Raw genomic sequence first — 23274 nt, 5'->3', positions numbered from 1 at the left:
GACGCTGCCAATCTTAGATTTTAGATTTCTCTGGTTTATAACAGATTAACGCCCTGCTACGCTAACACCTTTTGCAGGTTACACAAATCCCAAATTTGTTGGCTCTACGCGGCAGTTAATTTTCTGTTTGCTCTGTAGTTGATTGACCAGCAGGATATAATTGACTAATCAATGCTTGCACAAGCACTTGTGGGTCATCTGTTTCAACGGCAAGCTGTTGAGCAATCTGCTGGCGTAAGTTTTCATCCTCCTGTAACATCACAAACAACTCCTCTAGGGTGACAGTTTGATATTCTCCCTCCGGGGGGTTCTCTGGCGCATCTGCTGACTCTGATAGTGAGTCCATTTCAGAGGGCAAACTTGTACTAAAAGCATCTGGCCCTTCATATTCCCAAATTGGTTCGCCTTGATTGCGTGTCAACAACTGCATCCCGATACTATAGGCAACATCTCCGATTTCGCCAATGCTCAACTCACCCAGTTGGACTAACCGCGCAGCCATTTCATTATTAGGTGTAGGTGATGCCAGCAATTTGTCGCCAAAGCGCCCTAACCACTCAACCCAGCGTTCAGTTGGGATGCGATGTTCGATATTATGCAGCCACTTCTGGGCCCATGCTTCGCCTCGTGCTTGATGTACTCCTTCCAACAGTTCGTTGAAGAGAAATTCCAGATCCGTATCGCTTAGGGGTGGCGCTGGTTCTTTTTGGACATTTCCCCTAGATTTTGAGGCAGTCTGTTTTCCACCAAACAAGCTCTGAAAAAGCTTTTTGAGCCATTGAAATAGCCGCTTGAGCATCTGCTGCACCATCGAGTTTTGCTTATCCTAAAATTGTAGCGATCGCACTGGACTATGGCGTTAGTTCAGTCAATAAAACGTATAGTCATTAGTCATTAGTCATTTGTCAAGAGTTCTTCTCCCTCACTCCCGACTCTTTTAATAGAACAAATGTACTAAATGATATGCTATAATTCCGATACATTGATGTTGAAGTCATAGTAGAGGATAAGCTGTGGTTACTTGCTTTCCTGAGTGCCAAAATTTACGGCATTAGTTGAGTGCGAGGGCTATAGCAACATCGATAAACAAAGCAGGTACGAGAGTTTAAAATAGTTGAATCCTAAACTCGACTCGGTGCTACTTATTAACGTTGAAAGGCATTGAAGTCTATTTTTCCATGTCTTACGAACCCCTGCACCACAAATATCGCCCCAAGAGTTTTGCTGAACTGGTGGGTCAAGAGGCGATCGCGACCACCCTCACGAACGCGATCGGCACATCAAAAATTGCCCCTGCCTATTTATTTACTGGGCCAAGAGGTACGGGGAAAACTTCTAGTGCGCGGATTCTGGCCAAATCCCTCAATTGTCTCAAAGGTGACAAGCCTACTGCTGAACCCTGCGGCGTGTGTGAGGTTTGTCAGGGAATAACTAAAGGCTACGCGCTAGATGTAATCGAAATCGATGCCGCTAGTAATACTGGTGTCGATAATATCCGCGAGTTGATTGAAAAAGCCCAGTTTGCTCCTGTGCAGTGTCGCTACAAGGTTTATGTAATCGATGAATGCCACATGCTCAGTACCCAAGCATTCAACGCCCTACTTAAGACACTAGAAGAACCACCGAGACACGTAGTTTTTGTATTGGCGACAACAGACCCGCAACGGGTGTTACCAACAATTATTTCACGCTGTCAAAGGTTCGATTTTAGACGCATTCAATTAGAGGCGATGGTAAAGCATTTAAGTACGATCGCCTCTTATGAAAACATTCATATTTCACCGGATGCTGTCACGCTGATAGCCCAACTTTCTCAGGGAGGGTTGCGGGATGCCGAAAGTCTACTCGACCAATTGGGTTTGTTAGCGGGTGAAGTAACACCAGAGCGAGTTTGGGATTTGGTTGGCACAGTGAGCGAACAGGACTTGCTGGGGCTGTTAAATGCGATCGCTCAAGATAAACCAGAAGCAGTTCTAGACAGTACCCACTACATTTTAGATCGTGGTCGAGAACCGCTAACTATTCTGCAAAATCTCGCCGCCTTTTACCGCGATTTACTCATAGCTAAAACTGCACCCAACCGCCATGATTTGGTTGCTTGTACTCAGCAAACCTGGACAGCATTGGTTGAGTTTGCTCAATATTTGGATATGAGCGCGATTTTAGCAGGACAGCAACACCTACGCACATCAGAAGTGCAAATTAAAAATACCACTCAGCCGCGTTTGTGGTTGGAAGTAACATTACTAGGATTGTTACCCAGTGCGACAAATATTCAGCCACAAGCCCCAAGTGTCGCACCACGAGTTAACACACCTACTGTATCTCCAAGCTATCTTCCAGCAGTTGCCCAAAATCACCCAGTCTCTTCTATACCTCAAGCTGAACCACAAACAAATCATAATTCTGCATCTTCCAATCATCAAGCGGCTGTCCAAAATCAGCCCATCACTTTATCTCCCCCAGTTGAACGGCAAACAAATCACAATTCTGCTGTTAACTCAGTTTCACCATCAACCCCAGAACCTGTATCTGTTCCTGTGTCACCTGCGAATGTTGAACCAGTAAGTTCAGAAGTTATTGAGGAAACAGAATATGACTTAACTCAGGTTTGGCAACAAGTGCTTGCTAACCTCCAGCCAAAATCAAGGCAAGAAATGCTGCGTCAAATGAGCCAACTCATAGAGTTCGACGGTGTTGTGGCTCGAATTGCGATTAAACAAGCATGGTATGACAAGGGGAAATCTTATCTACCAATGATTACGGCAGCTTTTCAGCAGACTTTCCAGCGTGAAATCCAGATAAATATAGAAAAAGGAACTTCTTCAAACTCTACCTCAGCCAAAAAAAATCCTCCCCCAAAAGACTCTAGTCGCGTTCAGCAACCAGCTACTCCTACTTACAATCAGCAAATTCCGCCTCCAGCGTCATTACCACAACCAACCACTCCACCATCAGCACCGACAGCAGTAAATAACGGAAATGGGGCAAATGGAAATGGTGTAAATGGAAATGGCGTAAATGGAAATGGTGTAAATGGAAATGGTGTAAATGGAAATGGTGTAAATAGAAATGGCGTAAACGGAAATGGCGTAAATGGAAATGGGACGCAAGCTTTGCCTCCAACTCCAAAATTAACACCCACGCCTGATTGGGAACCTGACGAAGTAGCGATCGCAGCTCAACGTCTAGCAGAATTTTTCAACGGACAAATTATCCGTTTTGCAGATGATTTCCCAGAATTCTCTGACTCCATAACTACACCTGAGTGGGTAGAAGAATCAGAAGTGGATGATGAATAAAAAAATGCAAAATTATTTTTGGTAATTTTGCATTTTAAATTTTAAATTTTAAATTTTGAATTCCCCAAAGGGGCTATTCTCCATTCCCAGTATGCAAAGTTTTCACCCATTTCAGCCGCTTTGGTCTTACCGACATCCGGGCGGTAGTACTGCTCATGACAACTAACCAGTGCAGCATATATAAACTGCCGCGCAGGGTTTGCACCAGCATCATAAAATATGTAGAAAGTGGGAATTTCTGATCTTGACGTATCCGTTTCAGACCTGTAAACATCCCTACTATCGACATAGAAATGGATAATCCTGTGATGGGACTTAACATTGGTGGACGATGACGAGCGATCGCCATTAATAAATCTGGGACTGCTGCTGTGGGTAAAATATACATAATCAGCATAAAAATCAGCAAATCCCAGCTTTTGCGGGTTCCCATGCGGTTTTTGAGAATTAAATCCCAATAATCCAAATAGCGTTGATAACCGCCTTCTGCCCAACGGTTGCGCTGATGCCAGAGTGCGATCGCACTTGTCACTCCTTCTTCTTGCACTGCTGGATGGAAAACACACTCAATATCCCATTTGTCCAAATGTAAGCGGATTGTCAAATCCAAATCATCGGTAATGGTTTCTTCATTCCAGCCACCGCAGCTTTCCAAGGCAGAACGCCGGACAAATTGACCATTGCCCCGCAATTCGCCAATGCCACCAAGGGCAGTCCGCTGTTGCTGAAACCAGGTATCAAGACCCATTTCGGCCATTTGACCCTTAGTCCAAAAGTTTGCTTTAGCGTTGGCGATCGCTTTTCGCACCTGCACCGCCCCCACGTTTTCTCTTTGAAATAAAGGTACTACCTGTTGTAGTAAGTCTGATGTCACCTGGGCATCAGCATCAAATACTGCTATAATGTCGCCCTTTGTGAGCGGCAATACCTGATTCAACGCCCCTGATTTGCCACCCCTAGCTTCTGCGGAACGCCTTAATACTTTCAGTTGCTTGTGTTTGCCTTCTAGTTCTGCTAATAAATGTGGCGTGCTATCACTGCTGTGATCGTCAATAATCCATACTTCGTACTGCTCACCTGGATATTCCAGATTACAAAGATTTTTGACTAATTTAGCAATTACCGCTTCCTCATTTTTTGCAGCCACTAGCACAGATACAAAAGGCAAATCTCCTTGTATTTCTTTTGGATAGCGACGGGATTTAGTAAACACTACCACCAAAGCATGAAATCCTAGAATGGTGGTCAATCCTAGAATAAATATGGAAGCCCAAGAAACTAAATGTAGAGCGATCGTTCCACTCCAGACAATAGTCAAGACTAGAGCCGCTTTGCGTCTACGACCTTGAAACCGGGGTGTTAGAGACACAGGATCTGTTTCTAACACTGACTCCTCATCTCCTGATAGGTCAGACAACAAGGAGTTTAGCGGATCAAGCTCTTGATAAGAATCTTCTTCGGGCCAGGAATTCGCTGGCATAGGTTAGGTTGCTTGATTCAAAAACCAGTATTTGTCTACAGTTAGTAATTTTACGGACAAATATCCCTAAGCTACTTTTCCCGATGTTAATCGGAATGGGCAAACTGCAATACCCGCTATCCCTAAGCCAAAAGCCGCTGGGGCTACCTTTGTTGTTACCGCCACTCTGCGTAATTACCTCGCATTAACCACGTTTGCTACTCTTAGACAGAGGCTTGGTTCCTTTGATAACCACTTGGGCAGGAAGCTTGTAGAGTCAGACTTTCTCTAACGAGAACTCCGGTTTGGGCAAAGTAATAGCAAGGTAGCAGCAGCTTGTTGTTGGGAGAAACTGCAATAACGGCATCCACCACTTTACAGTCGGGATTTTTAATGTTACCGTCCCAGCTTCGATAAAAGTTGATGCAGCATCATTGTAACCGAAATTTTAATATTTCTTAGCAGTAACTTCATTTATTGGGTATTGGGCATGGGGATTAGGGAGGAGGTAACAGGTGATAGGGAATAATCTGTACCCTGTAACCTTTACCCAGTAACCTATTTCCTACTATGTGCTTTAGACAAATCTTTTGGGAATACTACTAAGAACCACTAATATCCCCAGTTGCCAACTAACTTGAGGAATATTTAATAATGTCTATTGAGCAACTCCAGCCTGCTACTCAACAACAAGCCAGTGTTTACTTACCTTACGTTCAAGGCACTAAGCGGAATTTCTTGCCTTATGCCATTAGCCTTTATCAAAAAGGGGTCTTAGAGGGACACCGAAAGATAGAAGCCAGTGAACATGTCCCCTTTGTCGCCTCGTGGAATGTTGCTACTTTACCGTCAGATTTAACCCGTTGCCGAATCCAGTTTGATGGTAACGCTGACCTGAGTTACGAACTGATGATGGCAAGTTTCGAGTTTATTAACTTTTTAATTGAACTTATGGACAACTATAAACGTTACCGCGTGACAGATTTTTCACAACCATTTTACCGCAAGCTCCTACGTATAGACGATTGATGAAAACTCAGCCGGACTTTTGCTAGTTCGGCTTGTCTTTAAAACGATCCTATGTAAACAAGAGCAATTAAACTCAAAAATTACGGCATACAACTTGGCAGACCAATTTAATAATGCGTTGGAGTGGGTGAATCAGATTTTGGGAATAATCCTCATAGTGTTTGAAAGCATTGTTTTGCTTAGGTTCGCACCATGAGAGCGCGATTTATAGGAAAAATACAGATTTATTGCTGTTTATTTATTGTAGTTAGCTGCATTTTGTGGACTTGTTTCGCATTAATTCCAGTACACGCAACGTCCACAGGGTCTATTGATACTTTGCGACAACAGCAGCAACAAATGAACCAGCAGCATCAGAGTGTCGTAAATGATCGCGATCGCTTAACAAATCTTCAACAAGAGGCCCAAAAACATCTCACTGGTTTAAAGCAAAATCTGCGAACTACAGATAGCTATATTCAACAGAGCGAATCACGATTACAACTCGCTGCCAAACGCCTCCAGCAGTTAGAAACTGATTTAGCTGTGGCAGAACGCTCGTATCAGCAACGTCAAGTAGCAACAGTAGCAAGATTGCGATATCTCCAGCGATCGCCCGCTTCTGTTGGATGGGCAGTTTTGCTCCAAAGTCAAAATATTAGCGACTTTCTCAGCCGTCGTCATCAGTTGAAGTTGGTGTATCAGGCAGACGAACAAATTTTGGTAAAACTCAACGCCCAAGCAAACCTGATTAATCAACAAAAAACGGAAGTAGAACAGCAAAAAAACGAAATTGCCTTAATTCGTGAGCAACTGCTGGCACAAAAAGCCGATTATCAAACTCAAGCGCAATCGCAATCAGAATTAATTCAACGCCTAAATAGCGATCGCCTAGCCTTGGAAGCGGCGCAAAACCAGTTAGAAAGGGAATCCAAAAATCTGGAAGTGTTGATTCAACAAAAGGTAGCAGAAGCTAGAGCCACAGAAGAAGCGCAAACAAAAACCAACAGCCGAACAAGTGTCATCATTCAGGGAACTGGTGTAATGGCATATCCTAGCGATGCTTTTACTAGTAGTCCCTTCGGCTGGCGGATGCACCCCGTTCTCGGCTATCGTCGCTTTCACGCTGGGTTAGATTTTGCTGCTAGTTATGGTAGTACAATTCGGGCAGCCGATTCAGGAATAGTAATTTTTGCTGGGTGGTATGGTGGTTATGGCAGAGCGGTAATTATTGACCACGGCAAAGGCATTACCACACTGTACGGACATAGCAGCGAGTTGTATGTTGCTGATGGACAAGCTGTTGAACGTGGACAAGCGATCGCTGCTGTTGGTTCTACAGGTTTATCCACTGGGCCCCACCTCCACTTTGAAGTGCGTCAAAATGGTACACCAGTAGACCCAGCTAATTATCTTTAACCCAAAAACTGAGTTTCTCTAAGCGGCAAATTCTATCACAGACGTGCTATAATTTGTAAAGGCTTAAGGGCGCGTAGCTCAGTGGATAGAGCAACAGATTCCGGTTCTGTGGGTCGGGGGTTCAAATCCCTCCGCGCTCGTTAACTTTACAAAAGTAACCGCAAACTCGAAAGGTTATTTTATTTAACTTAACCTTGTAATTTTTATCTAACTAAAGGCTTCCTAATTTGTTATTTTGGAAGATTCTAGTATCATTTATAAGCAAGCATCCTTGAGTGCTAATTTTGCTCTGATGCTCTTGGATTGTAATTGGAATGGCATTAAGAAAAGCCGAAACAGTTATGTTTTAATCGGTTTGTAATTGCTTTGCATCAATCCCATCTTGCTTATACAGTAAAACATAAAACCCTTCTGACTTGAAAATGCTCTTTCGATGAGTATCTATATAGATCAGTCTCACATCGCATTTTCATACTTGACTATGAAACTTGTTTCATCGAGACTGCTTTCTCCATATCGTCCTAATAGTTGCGACAGTTCCTGCCTTTCGATAGCTCCTACGGGCAGAGTACAGAAATCATTGTTAAGGATCACACTATACAAGCTTGTGCAGACATTGGATTCAAGTGGAATCAAACAAGGGGTGTAAACAACGTAATACACAAGAATGATTACTTTCTTCACTAGCTTTGCTTCTTACGTTCGCGCACTCGCTTGTTCAATTGCCTTTAAATTAGAAAAAATTCGTAAAAAAAACTAAATTTTTGATTAAATTCTACTTAGCAGGGCTATTATTTAAGTATTGTAATGTAGCAAAATTTAATTGATTCATCTCTTTGGCTAAATTATATAAGTTAAATTGCTATTCGTTTCACCGTTTAAATGCACTACTGTTTTAGTTAATTTTAATAATTTTTGGCTTTTACTTAAAAAATTAGATAAGAACTAGGTAGCAATGACAGCACAATTACTCAATATAGATCAGCGATTGCGGTCACACAAAGCTAGACGAATTTTGCTAGTTGAAGACCATGACCTCAATCGGATGCTACTGAGTGACTATTTGAGTTACTCTGGGTATGATGTCCAAAGCTTATCAGAAGGCTCTACTTTTTTCTCAACTATAGAGAAATTTGAGCCAGATTTAATCTTATTAGACTTGAAATTGCCAGATATTGACGGTTATTCACTCTTAAAACAAGTCCAAGAAAAACCTGATTTGTCAAAAATACCGATCATTGTGGTTTCAGCCTTTGCTTTTAAAGCAGATCAAGAACTTGCTCTTAGTTTGGGCGCATGTCACTATTTTGTCAAACCTTTAAAACTCAAGGATCTAATCCTTACCATTGAAGAACAGTTTACTTGTGGTAATAGATAAAGTTTTTTCTATGAGTGCATTTATTCTGCTTTTTGGTTAACAATGAACTCTTCCACATGCTCGCTAATATTTTGTACAGAACTGCCAACTTTGGAAATTTGCTGTTGAACTTGTGCCAACAACAAAACTGCTGTTTGCAACTCATTGAGAGTTTCAGCCATAGCTTCACGATATTGGGCTTCAAAGTCTTGCAAATTCATAGTTTAGCTCTTGTTTAAAATCATTAAAATAACTATATTCCCAATCATAATCGAAAATTTAACTTACTAAATCCGTTAATCTGCTTAATGTTATAAGTTCAACAAATAAACAAAATTGTTGTTTATTAATAAAGCTTTTATATGAAATTCATACAAGCAATATCTAAATACTTTCTTTCTTTTTAAAGATAAAGATAGCTTAATACAAAACAATATTATTAGCTGGAATATAAAGTTTCAGATAACAAAGTATTATTAATTTAAAAAATACTAATTTTATGTTTAAAAAGCAAGGTTTTTATCCTGAGAGTAGTAGCCAGTGAATGATTAAAGTTGCGGCTAAACAAACTCTCGCATACTCGAAAGTTATGATACTGGCATAAAATTTTCTGGCAAACGTTTAGCTTGAAAACTGACCCATTCTTTGGGAAGTCTCAAAGGTGTCTACGGAATTCTATTTGTGCAGAATAAAAGCCTAACTGACTGATAGTGCTGCGTTAGGAGGTACTATTCTCGCCCATTTGCCAGTCCTCAGTTCCTTTTCCATTGGTTCTGGTGTATGCCGTTCATGACGGCTACTTTATATTTACTTGATAATAGTCTGTTAAATCGGCACGAAAAAATAATTTTTCTTAAAATAGAGAAAGATTACCTAATTTTGGTTGTGACAATATCTAATCAAGTATTACCACTGGTTAAAGATCCAGAACGACTAGAAAACCGTCTAGCCGAAATTCCACCGGAACCGGGGGTTTATTTCATGCGGGACAGGAGCGATCGCATTATATATATAGGTAAATCACGTAAGTTGCGATCGCGTGTCCGTTCCTATTTCCGGGATGGCTACAACAAGACTGAACGTATCGCCACGATGGTTAAGTTGGTGACAGAAATTGAATTTATTGTCACTGATACTGAAGCCGAAGCTTTAGCGCTAGAAGCCAATTTGATCAAGCAGCATCAGCCATACTTCAACGTGTTGCTCAAAGATGATAAAAAATATCCCTATCTCTGCATCACTTGGTCAGAAGATTATCCGCGAATTTTTATTACCCGTAAACGCCAATTCGGTAAAGAAAAGGATAAATTTTATGGCCCTTATACTGATGCTGGTTTATTGCGAGAAATCGTTCGCATCTGCAAGCGCATTTTTCCACAGCGACAACGGCCTCAACCACTTTTCAAAGACCGTCCTTGCTTAAATTATGATTTAGGGCGTTGTCCGGGTGTGTGCCAACAGATGATTTCACCAGAAGAATATCGCAAAATTGTTCAAAAAATAGCGATGGTCTTCCAAGGACGAACTCAGGAACTGATTGATATTTTGACTCAACAGATGAACGCAGCATCTGAAAACTTGAACTTTGAGTCAGCAGCGAGGATTCGCGATCAAATTTCTGGGTTAAAGTCGCTGACAGCCAATCAAAAAGTTTCCTTACCAGACGATACAGTTTCGCGGGATGCGATCGCACTGGCAGCTAATGAAGAATACGCTTGCATTCAACTATTCCAGATTCGTGCTGGGCAATTAGTAGGACGTTTAGCCTTTGTAGCGGATGCTCACGCAGAATCGGGAGCTATTTTACAACGAGCTTTAGAGGAGCATTACCAAACTGCTGACTCTGTAGAAATACCTCTAGAAATTTTGGTACAGCATGAGTTATCAGATGCGGAGATATTGGCGGATGTCTTAACTCAACGTAAAGGCAAAAAAGTCACAATTTTGACTCCTCTGCGGCAAACTAAGGCAGAATTAATTGAAATGGTAGAGCGAAATGCTCAGTATGAATTGCAAAGAATGCAGAAATTTGGCGATCGCAATCACCAAGCAATGCAAGATTTAGCTACCATCCTCGATTTACCAGATGTACCCCACCGCATTGAAGGTTATGACATTTCCCATATTCAAGGGTCAAATGCTGTAGCTTCGCAAGTCGTGTTTATCGACGGATTACCCGCTAAACAACATTATCGCCACTACAAAATTAAAAATCCCACGGTGACAGCAGGACATTCAGATGATTTTGCCAGTCTTGCTGAAGTCATCCAGCGGCGGTTTCGCAAATATGGAGAAGATCAACAATTAGAGCGTTTGGGTAATCCTGACTGGCCTGATTTAATCATGATTGATGGTGGTAAAGGTCAGTTATCATCGGTTATCGCCATCTTGCAAGAGATGAATTTATTAGAAGACTTGCGAGTTGTGAGTTTAGCAAAGCAGCGAGAAGAGATTTTTTTGCCGGGAGAATCTAAACCCTTAAAAACTGGTGCAGAACAACCAGGGGTGCAGTTATTGCGGCGGCTGCGGGATGAAGCGCATCGATTTGCAGTGAGTTTCCATCGTCAACAGCGCAGTGATAAATTGAAGCGATCGCGTTTAGATGAAATTCCTGGCTTAGGACATCATCGGCAAAAGCAACTACTAGGACATTTTCGCTCAGTAGACTATATTCGGCAAGCTACAACCGCACAACTCGCTGAAGTAGCAGGAATTGGGCCGCGTTTGGCTCAAGAAATTTACGATTATTTTCATCCTGCTTGAAGTGACAGCTGCCAATACCGCTCGGTTAAAGAATTTCTTGCTTCAGGCAGTTCTTGAGCAAGTGGAAAAGAGAGCAGGCAAAGAAATAGCTATTTAGTTATTCTTCCTCCTCCCCTGCCTCCCCTGCCTCCCCTGCCTCCCCTGCTTATCTATCCTGATTAATTCTTATACCTTTGTGAGATATTCGGGTTTCATTACTAGCATTGGAGACTACTTTGAGCAGCTACCGGAGTTTTGAGCAAAGGAAGCCACTCCTCATAAAGTTTTCTAGTTTTGATTCTTATAAATCTTGTTAGCAAATATTAACTAAATCTTAAGATAAATATTTTGTTACTAAATATACAGTAATTTAGGGGGTTTAATTTTTGAATACAAGAACGGTCTTTTTTGTATTCGTCGGAAATGACTATAAACAAGCCTATCTCAAGGGATTAATCATGGGGATCAGTAAATATCTAAGCCGCATTTAATATAAAAACAATTTATGTATCTAAAGTAGGAGGGTAAAATCACTTAAATACTAGGATAATAGATAGAGATATCGAAAAGTTTTCAAACCTGAAATTTTGTTTAAAATAATCAGCCAATATTACAGCAATTTGTTAAGTTAGGTCGAACCAGAATTTTTCCTGGTTTAAGTTGTGGCTTTCCCAAATAAAAATAATTACAACCAGGGGTTTTGAAATGCAGACAGTACAAAAGATTTACTGCCCGAATTGTGGTAGCCATGCGGAGCGCTATTATATTTCTGATAGTCAATTAACTCGGACACAATGCCCAAGTTGTGACTACTTGATGATTAGTTGCACTCGCACTGGCAAAGTCATTGAGGCTTATGCTCCTGGCATTCATGCACATCGTTAGATAATGAAAATTAAAAATTGGAGAATGTTTTCTCTAATTTTTAATAAAGTTATTTCTAAAAATAGAATTCAAGAGTCAGGAACCAGAATTCATTATGAATTTGAGTTAGACTGGCGAATAGTTCACTCTCTTGTAGAGAGTGTCTGAAAAATTGGTTTTAAAAAACACGCTAAATCGTTCTTTGCGCGTATCTGAAAAAAAAGATTTAGCGGTTTGTATTACAATACGTTTCAGTTAAGGCTAGCACTCTTTATCAAAGTTGTTTTTTTAACGTAGACGCTTCTCTACGAGACGCTACGCGAACGGCTTGCCGCAGGCTACCACAGAGACGGAGAGGACACAGAGAGAGAAGGAAGAGAAGGAAAAATTGCTTAACTGAAGTGTATTGGTTTATATTAGACATCTTCGAAAAAAAATGTAGAGATGCGTTAGCATTACGGGGCAAAGCCTAGTAGCATTTTCCGTCTCTAAAAGGGTTTTGGTAAACTCATAATTAATTTTCGGAGATGTATATTAGTGGCGGATTTGTAGCTTGCTCCCCGCAGGGTGTTCCCTATTTTTTGTTCTGGATTCTGGATTCTTCTTCAACAGAAATTTTGAACACTTTACAGTTTGTTCTGTTGTCTAAGTTGTTGCTGTCGTATCTGTTCTCGTAATCTGAATTCTTGCTGTTGTCTAATTTGTTGATCTTGTCTGAGTTGTTGATCTTGTATTCTCAGTTGTTGCTTTCGTGTGAATTCTTGCTGTTGTAGTCTTGTTTCTTGCTGTTGTAGTCTAAATCGTTGCTGACGTATCAGTTCTTGCCGTTGTTGTGTAAATTCTTGCTGTTGTATTTTCTGTTGTTGTTGTAGTTGTGGTTGTTGAACGTTTAGCCGTAGCCATCTTTCCTTAAATTGCTGTTGTGTTTGCTGATTTCGCTCCTCTTGTTGTTGTCTCATTCTTTCTTGAAAGTACTCAGGTTGCTGAGGATTCGTCTGAATTATTTGTCCATAAGCAGGAGAATTTATTGGCAAAGTTTTTGCAAGAACAACCACCAGTAGCCATAGTTTAAGCGTCAATGAGCGATTCAACATACAGTTATTTGTTATAGGTTGGGTAGAGCGATCGCTTAACCTTAATATAACACTTACTATGCTGAGTAATACTACTGAGATAAACGCGATCGCGCCTCCTGCCATCGCAATGTAAACCGCAAATTCTAGAGTCAGAGAAGCAAAGGCTTCAGCAATACTTTTGACAACAGCTAAAGTTTTTTGATCAATTTTCAGTTATCTGTGAGAGAAAAGTAATTTAATTCTTACTTGCTCTCAATTGCCCGCAAGCAGCATCAGCTTCTAAACCACGGGAATAACGAACACTAACAGCAGTATTTTGCTGCTTAAGGACATTCACAAATGCTTGAATGCGATCGCGGTTGGGGCGTTTGTAATCTACTTCTTGAATAGGGTTGTAAGGAATCAGATTCACATGACTTTGAAATCCTCGTAAGCATTTTGAAAGTTCTAACGCATGTTCTGGTAAATCATTAACACCAGCAAGGAGAACGTACTCAAAAGTAACGCGGCGTCCAGTGATTTCTACATATTCTCGACACTCAGCCAGCAAATCTTCGAGAGGATAGGCGCGGGCGCTGGGAATGAGTTTTTCCCGTAGTGCTTGATTGGGTGCGTGGAGACTTACAGCCAGAGTGATTTGCAAATTGTTTTGCGCGAACTGACGGATGCGATCGCGAATACCAACAGTAGAAACTGTAAGCGATCGCTGTCCTATACCGACATCTTGATTCAGGGATTTCAGGGCTGCGAGAACATTCTCAGTATTCAACAACGGTTCACCCAGCCCCATGAACACCACATTGCTAACCCGTTGCTGAAAATCTTCTTGGACAGTCAACACCTGATCAATAATTTCATGCCGTGCTAGGTTGCGTTTGTAGCCTCCCTTACCAGTAGCGCAAAAATCACAACCCATTGGACAACCTACTTGAGTTGAGACGCAAACTGTTAGACGGGCTTTTGGGCCTTCTCCCCCTTCTGCGAAGGTGGGGATACCAACAGTTTCAATAATTTGCCCGTCAGTCAATCGTAAAAGATATTTGACTGTGCCATCGGGGGCCACAGAGCGGTAGTGGAAAACTGAGCGTCCAATGGGAACTTCTGCTACTTCTTTCCGCCATTGCTTGGGGAAGACAGAAATATCAGCTAGCGATCGCACTCCCTTGTCATAGATCCATTCATGCAGCTGCTTTCCTCTATAAGCAGGTTGTCCCTGCTGCTGCACCCAAGTGGTTAAATCCGCAAGAGAAGCGCCGAGAAGGGGGGGAATTAATTCTGATTTTACTGGGTTGGGTAACTCAACTTGAGATACAAGAGGCGTAGCAGACATAAAAAATCAAGAGTTGATGTAGGATCTCTATCCTACACCTGCCAGATTAACTTAGTCTTGACCAAAGAAGACGGGAAATTACCCAAAGGTTGTACCGTTCCAGCCCCACATTGCACCCTTAGCGTCTGCAAACTCTATATAAATTCGATTTTTCGGCACACCTAGAGTTTGGTTAATCTGCTGGCAAAATTCCTGACTCATTGCTGCGGTTTGATCTGGTTTCATTGTGCCAATGCTCTTAATTTCAATGTAGCAAACCGGGTCTGTATTCCCTGCAAAAGTCATGGGAGTTTCTGGCTCAAAAGCAGTCATTACATAAGATTCTGGTTTTCCCAAATGTTTTGCTAACTTGGCTGATAAGTTTAAAAGCATTGATTCAATTTCAGCTTTTTGAGGAGCCGATGCAGAAGTTTGTACTTTAATTAATGGCATAGTAATGAATTGAAATTTTTAATTTTCTTGACATTGTTAAGTTTATCGAAATGCAGAGCTACAGAGTACAAAGATTAGGGACATGGGGAAGATAAGCGAAATGCAGAAGACAAGGACATACAGCAGATTGCGACTTAGTGAGGTACAGATAATCGTAGGGAACATGGTTGTGCCCCTACCCATGTACTTCATTACCTGAAATATGCTGTATCTCCCCAATCCCCAATCCCCAACATTTAGTGATGAGACGAGCGAAACAGGTGATTATGTTCGGGATGATATAAACGCGATCGCCCTTTTGCTGCCGAGAGTGCTGGACTGATTATATAAAGTGTAGTGCGAATTAGTTTTTCTTCATGAGTGCAGTCTGCCATTTGATTCAGGGGGACAACTCTGATTTTTTCATCGGGCCAGCCGATGCGAAAGCAAATTGCAATAGGAGTTTCGGCTGGGTAATGTTCGAGTAGTTTAGCTTGGGCATTTTCGACATGACGCGCACTGAGATATAGGCAGAGGCTAGCCTGATGTGCTGCAAGAGAGGCTAATTCTTCAGTGGTAGGGACTTCTGTACGTCCACTGATCCGGGTCAAAATGATGGTTTGGACTAAACCAGGGACAGTTAGTTCTACTTTGAGTTTGGCAGCTGCGGCTTGAAAGGCGCTGATACCAGGTATAACTTCAAAAGGAATATTTGCCTCTGCGAGGAGGTGCATTTGCTCGTGGATGGCGCTGTAGAGACTAGGATCGCCAGAATGGAGACGGACTAAAGATTTGTGCTGCGATCGCACCCTATCGATCATAATCGGCAAAATCTCTTCTAAAGTCTGATTCGCAGTTCTAATTATCTCGGCATCTTTTCGGCAAAGTTCTAAAATTTGTTCCGGTATTAAAGAATCAGCAAATAAAATCACATCAGCAGCAGCCAGTAGTTTCTGGGCTTTCACCGTTAACAAATCAGGATCTCCAGGCCCTGCTCCCACAATATACACAGATGCTTCTAGAGGATATAGTGTTTTTTTTTCGCTCCCATATTCTGTATATTCACTTTTAAAAGAAAACACGGCAATCCCTCAAAAATTTTTTTTGATATTTTCTCAGTATCTTTCCGGATTTACCCTCGTTCCCTAGTAGAGAGTAATGGTAGATGCACCCTGGTTAAGCCCTAGAGAATATTCTGGGGCATTTTTTATTTTTTAGTCATTGGGCATTAGTTATTTTTTCTCCCCTGCTCCCCCTACTCCTTCATCTCCCACTCTCCCCACTTCCGTTAGGAGTAGGAACTACATCGGGTAAAGGACGTTTGAGTAAGTAAAGCCAAGCTAATCCAACTAGTCCTAATAAAATTCCTAGACTACTAACTACTTGTGCCATCCGTAACGGCCCCAGCATCAAGCTATCAGTACGAAAACCTTCAATCCACAAGCGTCCTAAGCTGTAGGCTGGCCAGTAAAGTAGAAACAGTGTGCCTACCTTCAAACGTGGCTTACCGGCTAAAGACCGAAAAAACAACGTTATTAGTAGTGTAAACACCATCAAATTCCATAGAGATTCGTAGAGAAACGTGGGATGAAAGTAATCGAAACTAACATACTCTAGAGGACGATGGTCTGGTGGAATATACAGCTTCCAGGGTAAATTAGTCGGATCGCCAAAAGCTTCAGAATTAAAGAAATTACCCCAACGTCCGATCGCCTGCCCTAAAATCAGCGAAGGTGCTACTAAATCTGCCAGTTGCCAGAAAGAAACCTGCTTGATTTTGGCAAAGATTGACGCAGCCAAAACGCCACCAAGAATCGCTCCATGAATGGCAATACCTCCTTCCCAGATAGCAAATATTTTTCCTGGAGTTGGGGCATATTTTGACCACTCAAAGAAAACGTAATATAGTCGTGCGCCAGGAATTGCCCCAATTAACAACCAAAAGAACAAGTCCCCTAGCAACTCAGGATTAACATTACGGCGTTTTGCCAATTCCTGAGAAAGGATCACGCCAATTAACACTGCTGTGGCAATCAACAAGCCATACCAACGGATAGTTAGTGGCCCTATTTTCACCAGAACCGATCCTGGAGAAGTAAATTGAAACGCCAAGGGCAAGGTGGAAAAATCCAGTGCCATGAAAAATTACCTAGAAGAGTTCGTTAACTACCCGCGTACTTTAGTTAAGTACGGAGTTTTTTGTGCCTTGAATACTATAACTACACTTGAATCCTCCACAACGAATTGTGCGGACGTAGGTAAAAATCCAGTATTCATATTTAGGAGTCTAGTTCTTAAAGCCTAGTTGAGCATAACTAATGCCATTAAAACAATTGAGTTTAGCATTCTTACCGAGAGCGCAAGATGGTAAATTTGAGTAAGTTACACAAAACAGTTTCGATATAATCACCTAAACTACTTTGATATATTTAAAATTGTGATTGCTATTTATCCCGGTAGCTTCGACCCCATTACCTTGGGACACCTTGACCTCATCCAGCGCAGTAGTAGGCTGTTTGAGCAGGTGATTGTCGCTGTACTGCGGAACCCTAATAAAATGCCACTTTTTAGTGTGGAGCAACGGTTAAATCAGATCACTCTCTCTACACAACATCTACCTAATGTAGGAGTTGACAGCTTTGATGGTCTTACTGTCAACTATGCTCAAATGCGACAAGCACAAGTTTTGATCCGGGGCTTACGGGCTGTGTCAGATTTTGAAGTGGAACTGCAAATGGCTCACACCAATAAAACTCTTTCTACCCAAATAGAAACAGTTTTTCTTGCAACCTCAAATGAGTATAGTTTTTTAAGTAGTAGTGTGGTAAAAGAGATTGCAAGGTTTGGTGGCTCTATCGATCATCTCGTTCCCCCACACATTGCCCTAGATATATACCAATGCTACAATCAGAAATTTCCAATGTTGAACCCAATCTCAACGGAAGCAATCCCCCCCCTCAAGAATATCTCAGTGGAGAGGGAAGCATAGATATTCAGCAGGAACTCAACCGCCTAGAGGAAATGGTTCTCTCTAGTCTCAGGATTCCGCTGACGGGACGCACGCTCATAGATGAAGAAAAGCTGCTGGATCAGCTTGATTACATCCGGCTAGCTTTACCATCACTTTTTCAAGAAGCAGCAGTGATTTTAGAACAAAAGGATGAAATTCTACTAGAAGCGGAAGAGTATGGACAGCAGGTTGTTGAAGCCGCGCAAGCAAAAAGAGCGCAAATCTTAGCTGAAAGCGATATTATTCAACAGGCAGAACAAGAAGCTGAACAACTGCGGCGACAAGTGCAACAAGAGTGTGAGGTAATAATGCAAGAAACCCTCGCCGAGATTGACCGCAAACGCTATGCTTGTCAGCAAGAGTTAGAGCTTATGAGGCAAACTGCGATCGCTCACGCTCAAGAAATTGAAGATGGTGCTGATGCTTATGCCGATGGCGTTTTAGGAAATATCGAGCAGGATCTCAAAGATATGTTGCGAATTATCACCAACGGACGGCAACAACTGCAAATTGATAACCTCACCCAGCGTAATTCACCTCCTGGTAAAAAAAGATAGAGGTTCTAACCACAGATGAGGAAAAAATATAGGTTGGGTTTCGCTATTGCGTAACCCAACAATTTCGATTAACGAAGACTTTTTGGGATTAAATATAGCTGATTTAATTGGAATTAATTATTGAGAGCGATCGCCCCATCTACCTACACTAATCTCTTTTTATATATAAATATTAATAATCCTTAATAGTATTCACTATTAAGGATTGTTGAGAGGAGCAAAACACTGCTCAAAAACCTGATTTTTCCTTAAAAATCATCGAGAAACTGACTAAGGCGACTGATTACGGGGTCAACCTCTTGAGGAGGGGTAGCAACAGTATAAGAAGTATTATTTACTACTTCTAATTGAGTTGGAGACGGAATGAACGATCGATCATTGACTATGAGCGCCAGTTGTGCAACTTGTTGAGAAAGTTGCAGTAGATGATGTTCCATCGCCTCCAAACGATTAGATCCCTTGGCAAAAAAACGTTCCTCAAGTCCAGCCACTTGACGTTGCAGTTCACCGATTTGCTGTTCAATCGGTGTTGTTGCTGCTGTTTGTGGAGCAGGTTGTACAGGTTCCGGTACACATAAAGATTGCCACAAGGCTTCTTTACAGAGGTCGCTGAAAGTCTTGTCTGGTTGTTTGTCCAAATAACTTTCTACTTGCGCTAACAAGCTTTCATCAGCAAGCTCTGGGTTGAACGTGACGGATTTAACTACCTTTTTTGACCATTGGAACATCAGCTTTATGCCCTAGCAGCTCGATTGGAGGATAATTGTGCCTCTCCATAAATATACTGCCCCAAAGCATTCGCCTGTCGTGAAGGTGCTGCTAAATGAGCATTAATCTTTGCTTCTTTGAGCAAACGTTGAACGTCGTCCCAGAAGAACTCACCACCGCCGCCAGTGAGAATCACATCGGTGACGCGTTCTGGCAACCAGGCTAGCACACGGCTACAGATTTCGCGCGAAAACATCTCTGTAAGGTTAGGAAGAAAATCATCTAGGTTGGTGGGCTTGCTAGCGCCTTTAGGACGGTAATAACGTTCACCTCTGGGTTTGTTAACAGCAGAAATCAGCGCAAGAGATTGACTATCTGCTCCCTCGATTTCGGCAGACACAAGTTCATAAAACTTATTCATCCCAAAGTCTTCGCTCCTAGAAGCACCTCTGGCAAAACGGAAGTTATCTACCATTAAAAGATCAACGGTTTGATGTCCAATATCGACGATCGCCACCGATATTTTTGTAAAATCGGGACTGCCAGGACTTTTCTTAGGTTGAGCTTCAGACCACAGCAGGCTACCGTATCCTTCTGGCATTACCCATACCTTGTTGACGTTCAGCGACACAGATTCGCCTCGGAAGTTCAACACATGAGGGCCACCGACTTGGCTAATCAACTGTGCTTTTTCCTTTTCAAATTGCTCTAAGGAAAGGAAAGGCAGACCCAGTACGACTGAGATATCGTCTCTAAGTTTGAAGTAGCCAGCACTTGCTAACACTTTTACCAGTGCAGACTCTACCTTAGATTGGCCTACTCCTAGATTCGCCCCAAAATCTGCTGCCAATTGACCAACAGCATATCCATTTCCTTGATACTCCAGCCACAAATCCATTAAGGGGTCAGTAGCTCTGGCTTCAAAAACACCACCGCGTACTTGTTCAATTGACATCTGCTTCACGTTAGCAGGTACAAACACCACATTGCCAGGTTCACGACTCACACAAGTTTTTGTAGAAGTTCTGCCTAAATCAACGCTGAGAATGGTTTTCCCTGGAACACCGCCTGCCTTGGGAGGAGTATTATTATTAACAGCATTAATGGGAACTGCCGCTCTATTCATGGGTATAGCAGCAGCATTGATGGGGTTAGCGGCGGAAGGTTGGTCTGTCATGAAAGCTCCTAGTTCAAACTTAACTGTAAAAAGTTGTCATGCTCATCTTACAAAAATGCGAGCAACCAGAAATTCTAGGTTGCGTCAAGTGTAGCTAGAAATACGCCAAAAATTAATTCGGGCGATACCTCTGATAAGCTCATGCCTTCGCACATCTAGTATTATTTGGCATAGTGTAGGCGAATTTTGGCCAGATGTAACCCCTGCTTTCACTGCTTTCAAACCAAAAGCGTCCGTGTTTCATCTTCTAGTACGTCTTAACTGGCGCTTGAATATCCAGAAAACAAATGCTAGAACCAAACCCCCAAGTACGATTTTGGATACAGGAGCAAGGTACTTGTCCACAAGTTCATACTGACTACCCAATATGTATCCTGAGTATGTTAGCAAACCCACCCAAGCAGCGCTACCTAATGTTGTGTAAAACAGAAATGGTAGCAAGGGCATATTGCTGATCCCGGCGGGAACAGAAATCAAAGTGCGGATTCCTGGTACAAGGCGACCGATTAATACTGCTGTTCTACCTCGTCGGTCAAACCACTCTTTGGACTTGGTGATATCTTTACTAGATATAGCCAGCCATTTACCATACTTGTCAGCCCAAGCTTTCAAACGGGTTTCGCCCAAAAACTTACCTGGATAGTACCAAATAAGTGCGCCCAATACAGAACCTAAAAGTCCTGCGAAAAACACACCAATGATATTCAGTTTTTCCCCTCCTGGTTGATATGGACTTGCTGTAAATCCAGCCAGTGGCATGATCAATTCTGAAGGAATGGGCGGAAAAAGGTTCTCTAGGAACATTAGTAGGGCGATTCCCCAATAGCCAAAATAGTTGATAGTATTAGTTATCCATTCAAGCATTGAGTCAATTCCTGAAATTGGTATAGTAGCCCTGTTACTATGATTCCGCCTTAGCTTTTTTAAAAGGTAATTGTCCCGGCTTGTTAGAATCAAGTTAATTTGGCTACAGTTAAAGTTGGCATCACACCTAAAAAACAAAGTTAAGACGAGTGGAGATTAGGGGTCTGCTTGATTAATTTCGAGGGTTATAAAAGTTTGTAAGTAACTCTAGCCCTTGAAATTGAGCGATAAATAGCTCACTACAAACTTTACAAAATTAATGGAACAAACTACTAGGTTTTGTTTTCCAATTTTTTAGATCCCCCTTAGTCAGTTTTTTAAAAGGACTAAAGAGGATCTAAAAATTTGATGGCAAATTTCAAATCATACTCTAAGAGGATGTTTGAAAAGTCCTCTTGTCGGTATCAAAAATTTTATATCCCCCTAAATCCCCCTTCAAAAGGGGGACTTTGATTCCGGTTTCTCCTCTAAAAAAGGGGGGTTAGGGGGGATCTAAAGTGCCTAAAGTCACAGCGAAGCACTTTTCAAACAACCTCTAAGGTTTTCTTCTGAGGTTGATACTGTGAGGAAGCAGGGGAAGAGAAGGGAGAAAATTTTACCTTGTTACCCTCATCCCAATACGTTCGGTTAAGGAATTTCTTGGTTGGGAAAGACTGTTCTTGAACAGGGCGAGAAGAGAGCAGGGGGAGAAAGAGCTATTTAGTAATAAATAGTAATACTTCCTCCTCCTCTGCCTCCCCTGCCTCCCCTGCCTCCCCTGCTTATCCGAACCGTATCGCCCCTTATTCCCTCTTCTAGGCTGTCGGGGTCAATGATTGTACTCTTGGTTCCGATTGCCAGTCTAAGGGATTCCAAACTCGATCTTCCAGGGCCATTTGCTCAATCAAACTTGCCAGTCTCAGGGCTTTGAGAGCTTGTTCACCACCCACTGAGGGTTGATTGCCACCATGTACGCAGTTGACAAAATGTTCTAATTCTGCACTCAGAGGTTGAATATTGCTGGTGTAGACTTTTTCAATCACACCATCTTGCCTGTAAAGTACTTGTCGGTGGTCGGTGAGAGAATTGGCAGTGGTTTGTCGGTGAATCAAAATTTCATTCTTGAGGAAATCTGCCTCAGTAAATGAATTTTTGCAATGGGCAACAATCCGGCGAATTTTGCGGTGGGTGACTTTACTCGCAGTCAGAGTCGCAACAATACCATTGGCAAACCCCAAGGTGGCGGTTACGTAATCTAAATAACCAGAGTCCAGGGCGCGAGAACCGCTAGCAGTTAATTTTGTAACTGGGGAAGCAGCTAATTCCAAAAGTAGGTCGATGTCATGGATCATTAAATCCAGCACAACTGAAACATCGTTTGCCCGATCCGAGTAAGGACTCATTCTATGGGCTTCTAGCGCCAGCAATTCCTCTGTTTTTAGAACTTGGCTCAGTTCTTTAAAAGCTGGGTTAAAACGCTCAATATGACCTACTTGCAGGATACACCCAGACTCGGCTGCGGCATTTACTAAAGACTCTGCCTCAGAAATACTAGCTGCGATCGGTTTTTCAATCAAAACATGAATTCCCGCTAACAGACAGTTGATACCCACGGCATAGTGCAGGCGGGTGGGAACAGCTACACAAACTGCTTCCACAAGGGGTAGCAGGTCACAGTAATCTTCAAAAAAACGCACCTTATACTTGCTGGCAGTTTCTAACCCTCGCTCAACATTAATATCTGCCACTCCGACTAGTTCAACATCTTTCATTGAACTCAGCACGCGAGCGTGGTGTTGTCCCATGTTACCCACTCCAATCACGCCTATGCGGATCGGTCGTGGTTGGTTGCGCTGTGTATATGGATTCGATTCTGCCACTGACATGCTATCTTGCACTATTATTCTCTCCTCAACCACCAAATTTAGAGACGCTACGGCCGTTGGCGTTTATACTCGAAATGCCAGTTACGATCCGTCTAAAACCATCCAGATGGTAACATAGAGCCTAT

At 42.2% G+C, this 23274-nt stretch carries 20 protein-coding genes and 1 tRNA gene; 9 read left to right on the top strand and 12 right to left on the bottom strand.

Annotated features, from left to right (window positions below; all coding sequences use genetic code 11):
* Nucleotides 1-115: 115 nt before the first annotated feature.
* On the bottom strand, nt 116-799 hold the full coding sequence (locus H6G97_RS07475) for a hypothetical protein (protein ID WP_190940038.1): 684 nt from the start codon (nt 797-799) through the stop codon (nt 116-118).
* A gap of 379 nt (nt 800-1178) precedes the next feature.
* Between H6G97_RS07475 and H6G97_RS07470 the strand changes: the two genes are divergently transcribed.
* A complete protein-coding gene (locus H6G97_RS07470) occupies nt 1179-3302 on the top strand; it encodes a DNA polymerase III subunit gamma/tau (protein ID WP_190940025.1) in 2124 nt (707 codons plus the stop codon).
* A gap of 73 nt (nt 3303-3375) precedes the next feature.
* Here H6G97_RS07470 and H6G97_RS07465 read toward each other — a convergent pair whose 3' ends face one another.
* The gene (locus tag H6G97_RS07465) at nt 3376-4782 is read right to left on the bottom strand and encodes a glycosyltransferase family 2 protein (protein WP_190940024.1); all 1407 of its coding nucleotides are present in this window, start codon (nt 4780-4782) and stop codon (nt 3376-3378) included.
* A gap of 633 nt (nt 4783-5415) precedes the next feature.
* Between H6G97_RS07465 and ebsA the strand changes: the two genes are divergently transcribed.
* The 4 genes from ebsA to H6G97_RS07445 all read left to right on the top strand — a co-directional run bounded on the left by ebsA (nt 5416) and on the right by H6G97_RS07445 (nt 8566).
* Entirely contained in the window at nt 5416-5790 is a 375-nt protein-coding gene (gene ebsA / locus H6G97_RS07460; RefSeq protein ID WP_190940023.1) for a type IV pilus biogenesis protein EbsA, read from the top strand.
* A 192-nt stretch (nt 5791-5982) separates the two neighbouring features.
* The gene (locus H6G97_RS07455; RefSeq protein ID WP_190940022.1) at nt 5983-7188 is read left to right on the top strand and encodes a murein hydrolase activator EnvC family protein; all 1206 of its coding nucleotides are present in this window, start codon (nt 5983-5985) and stop codon (nt 7186-7188) included.
* A gap of 67 nt (nt 7189-7255) precedes the next feature.
* Nucleotides 7256-7328, top strand: a tRNA-Arg gene (locus H6G97_RS07450).
* An 815-nt stretch (nt 7329-8143) separates the two neighbouring features.
* Complete coding sequence (locus H6G97_RS07445) at nt 8144-8566, top strand: response regulator (protein WP_190940021.1); 423 nt, start codon at nt 8144-8146, stop codon at nt 8564-8566.
* 20 nt (nt 8567-8586) lie between these two features.
* Here H6G97_RS07445 and H6G97_RS07440 read toward each other — a convergent pair whose 3' ends face one another.
* Complete coding sequence (locus H6G97_RS07440; RefSeq protein ID WP_190940020.1) at nt 8587-8766, bottom strand: hypothetical protein; 180 nt, start codon at nt 8764-8766, stop codon at nt 8587-8589.
* Between the two features lie 664 nt (nt 8767-9430).
* Here H6G97_RS07440 and uvrC point away from each other — a divergent pair.
* Entirely contained in the window at nt 9431-11308 is a 1878-nt protein-coding gene (uvrC, locus tag H6G97_RS07435; RefSeq protein WP_190940037.1) for an excinuclease ABC subunit UvrC, read from the top strand.
* A gap of 684 nt (nt 11309-11992) precedes the next feature.
* Nucleotides 11993-12172, top strand: a complete 180-nt coding sequence (locus H6G97_RS07430) for a replication restart DNA helicase PriA (RefSeq protein ID WP_179067652.1) — start codon at nt 11993-11995, stop codon at nt 12170-12172.
* Nucleotides 12173-12777: 605 nt separating this feature from the next.
* Here the strand turns inward: H6G97_RS07430 and H6G97_RS07425 are convergent.
* The 5 genes from H6G97_RS07425 to lgt all read right to left on the bottom strand — a co-directional run bounded on the left by H6G97_RS07425 (nt 12778) and on the right by lgt (nt 17107).
* A complete protein-coding gene (locus H6G97_RS07425) occupies nt 12778-13350 on the bottom strand; it encodes a hypothetical protein (RefSeq protein WP_190940019.1) in 573 nt (190 codons plus the stop codon).
* A 112-nt stretch (nt 13351-13462) separates the two neighbouring features.
* Nucleotides 13463-14557, bottom strand: a complete 1095-nt coding sequence (rlmN, locus tag H6G97_RS07420; RefSeq protein ID WP_190940018.1) for a dual-specificity RNA methyltransferase RlmN — start codon at nt 14555-14557, stop codon at nt 13463-13465.
* 78 nt (nt 14558-14635) lie between these two features.
* Nucleotides 14636-14989, bottom strand: a complete 354-nt coding sequence (locus tag H6G97_RS07415; protein WP_190940017.1) for a phenylpyruvate tautomerase MIF-related protein — start codon at nt 14987-14989, stop codon at nt 14636-14638.
* A 236-nt stretch (nt 14990-15225) separates the two neighbouring features.
* Entirely contained in the window at nt 15226-16050 is an 825-nt protein-coding gene (gene cobM / locus H6G97_RS07410; RefSeq protein WP_422394169.1) for a precorrin-4 C(11)-methyltransferase, read from the bottom strand.
* Nucleotides 16051-16231: 181 nt separating this feature from the next.
* The gene (gene lgt / locus H6G97_RS07405; protein ID WP_190940016.1) at nt 16232-17107 is read right to left on the bottom strand and encodes a prolipoprotein diacylglyceryl transferase; all 876 of its coding nucleotides are present in this window, start codon (nt 17105-17107) and stop codon (nt 16232-16234) included.
* A 298-nt stretch (nt 17108-17405) separates the two neighbouring features.
* On the opposite strand from lgt, the gene coaD reads away from it, so the two are divergent.
* Both coaD and H6G97_RS07395 read left to right on the top strand, forming a co-directional pair.
* Nucleotides 17406-17957: a pantetheine-phosphate adenylyltransferase gene (gene coaD, locus H6G97_RS07400; protein WP_190940015.1), complete on the top strand. Its 552-nt coding sequence runs from the start codon at nt 17406-17408 to the stop codon at nt 17955-17957.
* The gene (locus tag H6G97_RS07395) at nt 17867-18535 is read left to right on the top strand and encodes a DivIVA domain-containing protein (protein ID WP_190940014.1); all 669 of its coding nucleotides are present in this window, start codon (nt 17867-17869) and stop codon (nt 18533-18535) included. The genes coaD and H6G97_RS07395 overlap by 91 nt, the downstream gene beginning before the upstream one ends.
* Before the next feature lie 248 nt (nt 18536-18783).
* Here the strand turns inward: H6G97_RS07395 and fcmC are convergent, their stop codons facing one another.
* The 4 genes from fcmC to H6G97_RS07375 all read right to left on the bottom strand — a co-directional run bounded on the left by fcmC (nt 18784) and on the right by H6G97_RS07375 (nt 23161).
* A complete protein-coding gene (fcmC, locus tag H6G97_RS07390; RefSeq protein WP_190940013.1) occupies nt 18784-19263 on the bottom strand; it encodes a filament morphology membrane protein FcmC in 480 nt (159 codons plus the stop codon).
* 5 nt (nt 19264-19268) lie between these two features.
* Complete coding sequence (gene fcmB, locus H6G97_RS07385; protein ID WP_190940012.1) at nt 19269-20420, bottom strand: filament morphology actin-like protein FcmB; 1152 nt, start codon at nt 20418-20420, stop codon at nt 19269-19271.
* A gap of 240 nt (nt 20421-20660) precedes the next feature.
* A complete protein-coding gene (locus tag H6G97_RS07380; protein WP_190940011.1) occupies nt 20661-21284 on the bottom strand; it encodes a DedA family protein in 624 nt (207 codons plus the stop codon).
* Between the two features lie 794 nt (nt 21285-22078).
* A complete protein-coding gene (locus H6G97_RS07375) occupies nt 22079-23161 on the bottom strand; it encodes a Gfo/Idh/MocA family oxidoreductase (protein WP_190940010.1) in 1083 nt (360 codons plus the stop codon).
* Nucleotides 23162-23274: the final 113 nt, after the last annotated feature.

This window comes from Nostoc flagelliforme FACHB-838 (genome assembly GCF_014698065.1).
In the GTDB taxonomy this organism is placed as follows: domain Bacteria; phylum Cyanobacteriota; class Cyanobacteriia; order Cyanobacteriales; family Nostocaceae; genus Nostoc; species Nostoc flagelliforme_B.
Note: the sequence above shows the minus strand (reverse complement) of the source record. Positions and strands in the feature narration are given on the sequence as shown.